This is a genomic window from Candidatus Aminicenantes bacterium, assembly GCA_011049425.1.
GTDB lineage: Bacteria > Acidobacteriota > Aminicenantia > UBA2199 > UBA2199 > UBA876.
On the sequence record DSBM01000004.1, the window covers coordinates 1 to 3,357 of the forward strand.

Genomic DNA, 3,357 nt, shown 5'->3' on the forward strand with positions numbered 1-3,357 from the left:
ATGGGGCCCCGGAACCTGCCGTTTGCGTTCGCTTATGCTTTATGCCCTGCGGGTACTCTTCCTCACAACTGCTTACTGATTCCCAATATATGTTTACCCACACGAAACGTAATAGAACCAAAAGTTGAAGAGGGGAAAGGATTCATATTTATGCAGAAAACAATTGAAATATGCAAGATTCTTTTCAGCTGAGTGATGAACATTCAAAAAGTTAAGAGCAAATCAGGTTGGGTTAAGCCGCAACTATTGGTGATCCAGCGTACTCGGCCTGAAGAAAGCGTCCTTTTGTTCTGCAAGATGGGAGAAGCCGGCCAGGGGCCCAATGGCTGGTTTTTGGGTGCCTGTTTTATCGACTGGACTTTTCAGTACTGCCGTGCCGAGACCAACTCCTAGGCTTTACTGGGTTGCAGGGGATGCTGCCTGAAAGTATGCAAATACGAAAGATTGGATATTATAGGATTGCAAAAGCAGAGAGACCGCTTAGTTTCCGCTTTTCTTGGTCCTTATTCCTTTGCAATCAATTAATTTTCATTTAATTCACCGATTCTTTCATCACCGCGGCAATGGCATCGATGGCGCGGTCCACGTCGGCATCATCGATATCATTGTGCGTGCAGAAGCGGATGGTGCGGTCGCTGAAAGGCAGGGCCCAGACCCGGTGTTCTCTTAACCGCTCCAGGAACTCCTGCGCAGTCAGGAGTTCAAGTTCCAGCATGACGAAATTGGTCTGAACGCTTTCCAAGTCTACTTTGACCCCGGGCAGTCCTCCCAGCCCGCGTGCAAGCCGGGCGGCCCGATCATGGTCATCCGCCAGACGATCCACCATGGTCTGGAGCGACAGGATCCCCGCCGCGGCCACGATTCCCGCCTGACGCATGGCGCCTCCCAGATACTTGCGCACGGATATGGCCTCGTTAATCAGTTCGCGATTGCCCACCAACAGCGAGCCGATCGGGGCGCACAAACCCTTCGACAAGCAGAACATCATGGTATCGACATGCGCCGCAATTTTCGCCACCGGTACGCCGAGTGCGACCGAAGCGTTAAACACGCGGGCGCCGTCCAGGTGGACATGCAGGTGGTGACGATCGGCCAGTTCCTTTACCTGTTGCATGTACTCCGGAGTCAAAACCGTTCCGCCATGCAGATTATGGGTGTTTTCCAGGCAGATGGCCCGGGTGGGGGGGCAGTGTACCCGCATGGCGGTATGGATGGATGACTCAAGCAGCTCCAGCGGGATGGCGCCGTCTTCAGAAGGCAGGATTCGCGGCAGGCTGCGGGCAATGCGCGAGACGTTTCCCGCTTCGTAATTGAATATATGGCACCTTTCTTCCATAATGACTTCCATTCCTTCACCGACACCCAGGATCAAGGCGATGGTGTTGCCCATTGTGCCGGAGGGAACAAAGATCGCCGCCTCTTTTCCGGTCATTTCCGCCGCCAGGTCCTGCAGGCGGTTGACCGTTGGATCGTCGCCGTGGACATCGTCTCCAACCGGCGCGGTCGACATGACGCGACGCATCTCCGGAGTGGGTCGTGTAACTGTATCCGATCGAAAATCAGATATTCCCTGGTATGACATCTTATTTCTCCCCGGCGCCCGGCCCGGACACCATTAATTTTTCTCTAACCGCCCGCACTTTTCCTTCCATGGTAATGGCTTTATCCCTGCGATCATCAATATTCAGATGAGTGGATACGCGCCGGGCCCCTTCCAGGAAAGGCGCTTCGTGCATGCGTCTGACCGCTTCCAGAATGCGATCCAGTTCGCCCTCCAGAACGGTGCTCATGGGACAGAGCTGTCGCCGGATATCCGGGAAATCATCCAGAACTTTCTCAACACCCGCCACCCAGGCGGAAAGGGAAGTGGAGTCAGTTCCGAGGGGAACAACTGTAACTTGGGCGATTACATTGCGCATAAAACCTCCTGATTCTGGGGACGGTGCTTTTAAGTAAGTAAATACGGAAAATTGGAAATATTTTCAACAGGTTTCATCATGAATGGCACATCTTTGGCGCTTTATACTTGAATATGAGAAAACTGAATCAGTGACTGAATTCAAAAGGAAAATGGAGGCGGCGACCGGATTTGAACCGATGAATAGCGGTTTTGCAGACCGCTGCCTTACCACTTGGCTACGCCGCCAAGTATGATTGGAGCGGGAAACGGGATTCGAACCCGCGACTTCGACCTTGGCAAGGTCGCGCTCTACCACTGAGCTATTCCCGCCCATTTTCAGCGAAACCCAAGCATACCGGATGGTGCTGATTTTGTCAAGTTGAGATAGAGACGAAAAATGCCCCTTCCATATTGACAGTCAGGGCCTATTCGGGTACACTCTTGTTTCGGGTTCCCCAGTAGCTCAATCGGCAGAGCGGGTGGCTGTTAACCACTAGGTTCGCGGTTCAAATCCGTGCTGGGGAGCCAAAATTCAATCCGCTGATTTCGGCGGTGCTTAGTTAACGCAAGACCCCGTGGGTTCATCCCCTCGGGGTCTCGTCGTTTCTGCCGTACTCACGCCCACTTACGCCACCCTTCACATCCTTCCCGATTCTCCGTTTCGAAGCCCGCCGTCCGGGGTTCAGGTGCAACCCTGGGGGTTGCGGGCGCTCACCGAAAATGTCCTTTCCGAATTCTCCCGTTCTCCGTTTTTCGAGTCGCCTTGTTTAACAGCCCGGTTGCATCCGGGCACCCGCTTCGACATTTCGAACTCCCCTCCGGTAGGTATCTGCCGAAAGCCGGACCAGTGGGTCCGGCGAAGACGGATTACCAGACAGCGGAAACGGCCGTGAGAACGGAGACCGTTGTGGGTGCCGACGACATCGCCTTCGAGTGGTGTCGGACGGGCTCCAACGGCCTTTTCAATAAGCGGCCTATCCCAGCCCTGCGGCATCCACGGCGGGCCCTTCCCCAGCCTCCCGCAAAAGGAGGACCGGATGCCGGCCAACGAACACGTCCCAATCTCGGTCGACGAGGTGATGTCGGAGATCGCTACGATGCTGGCCAGAGGCTACATGCGCCACCGCAACGGCCGCCGACTTGCCCCCGAATCGGATACCGAGGCGGTGCATGTAGCGCAAGTCGAAGAATCTGAGGCGTTTACGGAGAAACGCCTTGATGTTTCGGGCCACCGAAGCCTTCATTCATTCACGAGTTAACGCCCTGGGATTGCGGTGCGGACGGACCGCCCGCCGGGGCGAAGCCCATGAACCAAGGAGGTTTCGGATGGAAGCAGCAACGTATCAAGAGGTCCAGGGGCTCTCCCGGATGACCGTCGGAGAACTCCGGGACAAGTACCTCGAGGTCTTCGGAGAAGAGACCCGCTCCTACCATAAGGAGTTTCTGCGCAAGCGAAT

Annotated in this window: 4 protein-coding genes and 3 tRNA genes; 3 read left to right on the top strand and 4 right to left on the bottom strand. The window is 55.1% G+C overall.

Going from position 1 to position 3,357, the window contains the following annotated elements; all coding sequences use genetic code 11:
- Nucleotides 1–532: 532 nt before the first annotated feature.
- The 4 genes from ENN40_00380 to ENN40_00395 all read right to left on the bottom strand — a co-directional run bounded on the left by ENN40_00380 (nucleotide 533) and on the right by ENN40_00395 (nucleotide 2,230).
- Nucleotides 533–1,582 (bottom strand): aminotransferase class I/II-fold pyridoxal phosphate-dependent enzyme, encoded by a 1,050-nt coding sequence (locus ENN40_00380; protein HDP93803.1) that lies wholly within the window; start codon nucleotides 1,580–1,582, stop codon nucleotides 533–535.
- 1 nt (nucleotide 1,583) lies between these two features.
- Nucleotides 1,584–1,919 (bottom strand): MTH1187 family thiamine-binding protein, encoded by a 336-nt coding sequence (locus ENN40_00385; protein HDP93804.1) that lies wholly within the window; start codon nucleotides 1,917–1,919, stop codon nucleotides 1,584–1,586.
- A gap of 152 nt (nucleotides 1,920–2,071) precedes the next feature.
- Nucleotides 2,072–2,146, bottom strand: a tRNA-Cys gene (locus tag ENN40_00390).
- A gap of 9 nt (nucleotides 2,147–2,155) precedes the next feature.
- Nucleotides 2,156–2,230: transfer RNA gene (locus ENN40_00395), tRNA-Gly, on the bottom strand.
- A 122-nt stretch (nucleotides 2,231–2,352) separates the two neighbouring features.
- Between ENN40_00395 and ENN40_00400 the strand changes: the two genes are divergently transcribed.
- The 3 genes from ENN40_00400 to ENN40_00410 all read left to right on the top strand — a co-directional run.
- Nucleotides 2,353–2,428, top strand: a tRNA-Asn gene (locus ENN40_00400).
- Nucleotides 2,429–2,937: 509 nt separating this feature from the next.
- Nucleotides 2,938–3,159, top strand: coding sequence for a hypothetical protein (locus ENN40_00405; GenBank protein ID HDP93805.1), 222 nt, complete (start codon nucleotides 2,938–2,940; stop codon nucleotides 3,157–3,159).
- Nucleotides 3,160–3,226: 67 nt separating this feature from the next.
- Nucleotides 3,227–3,357, top strand: a 131-nt coding sequence (locus ENN40_00410; protein ID HDP93806.1) for a DUF2924 domain-containing protein, incomplete at its 3' end; no start/stop codon positions are given.

What these genes read in the sequence shown, in the direction of transcription:
- ENN40_00385 (HDP93804.1), bottom strand. Translation starts at nt 1,919, where the DNA reads ATGCGCAATGTAATCGCCCAAGTTACAGTTGTTCCCCTCGGAACTGAC.
- ENN40_00380 (HDP93803.1), bottom strand. Translation starts at nt 1,582, where the DNA reads ATGTCATACCAGGGAATATCTGATTTTCGATCGGATACAGTTACACGA.
- ENN40_00405 (HDP93805.1), top strand. Translation starts at nt 2,938, where the DNA reads ATGCCGGCCAACGAACACGTCCCAATCTCGGTCGACGAGGTGATGTCG.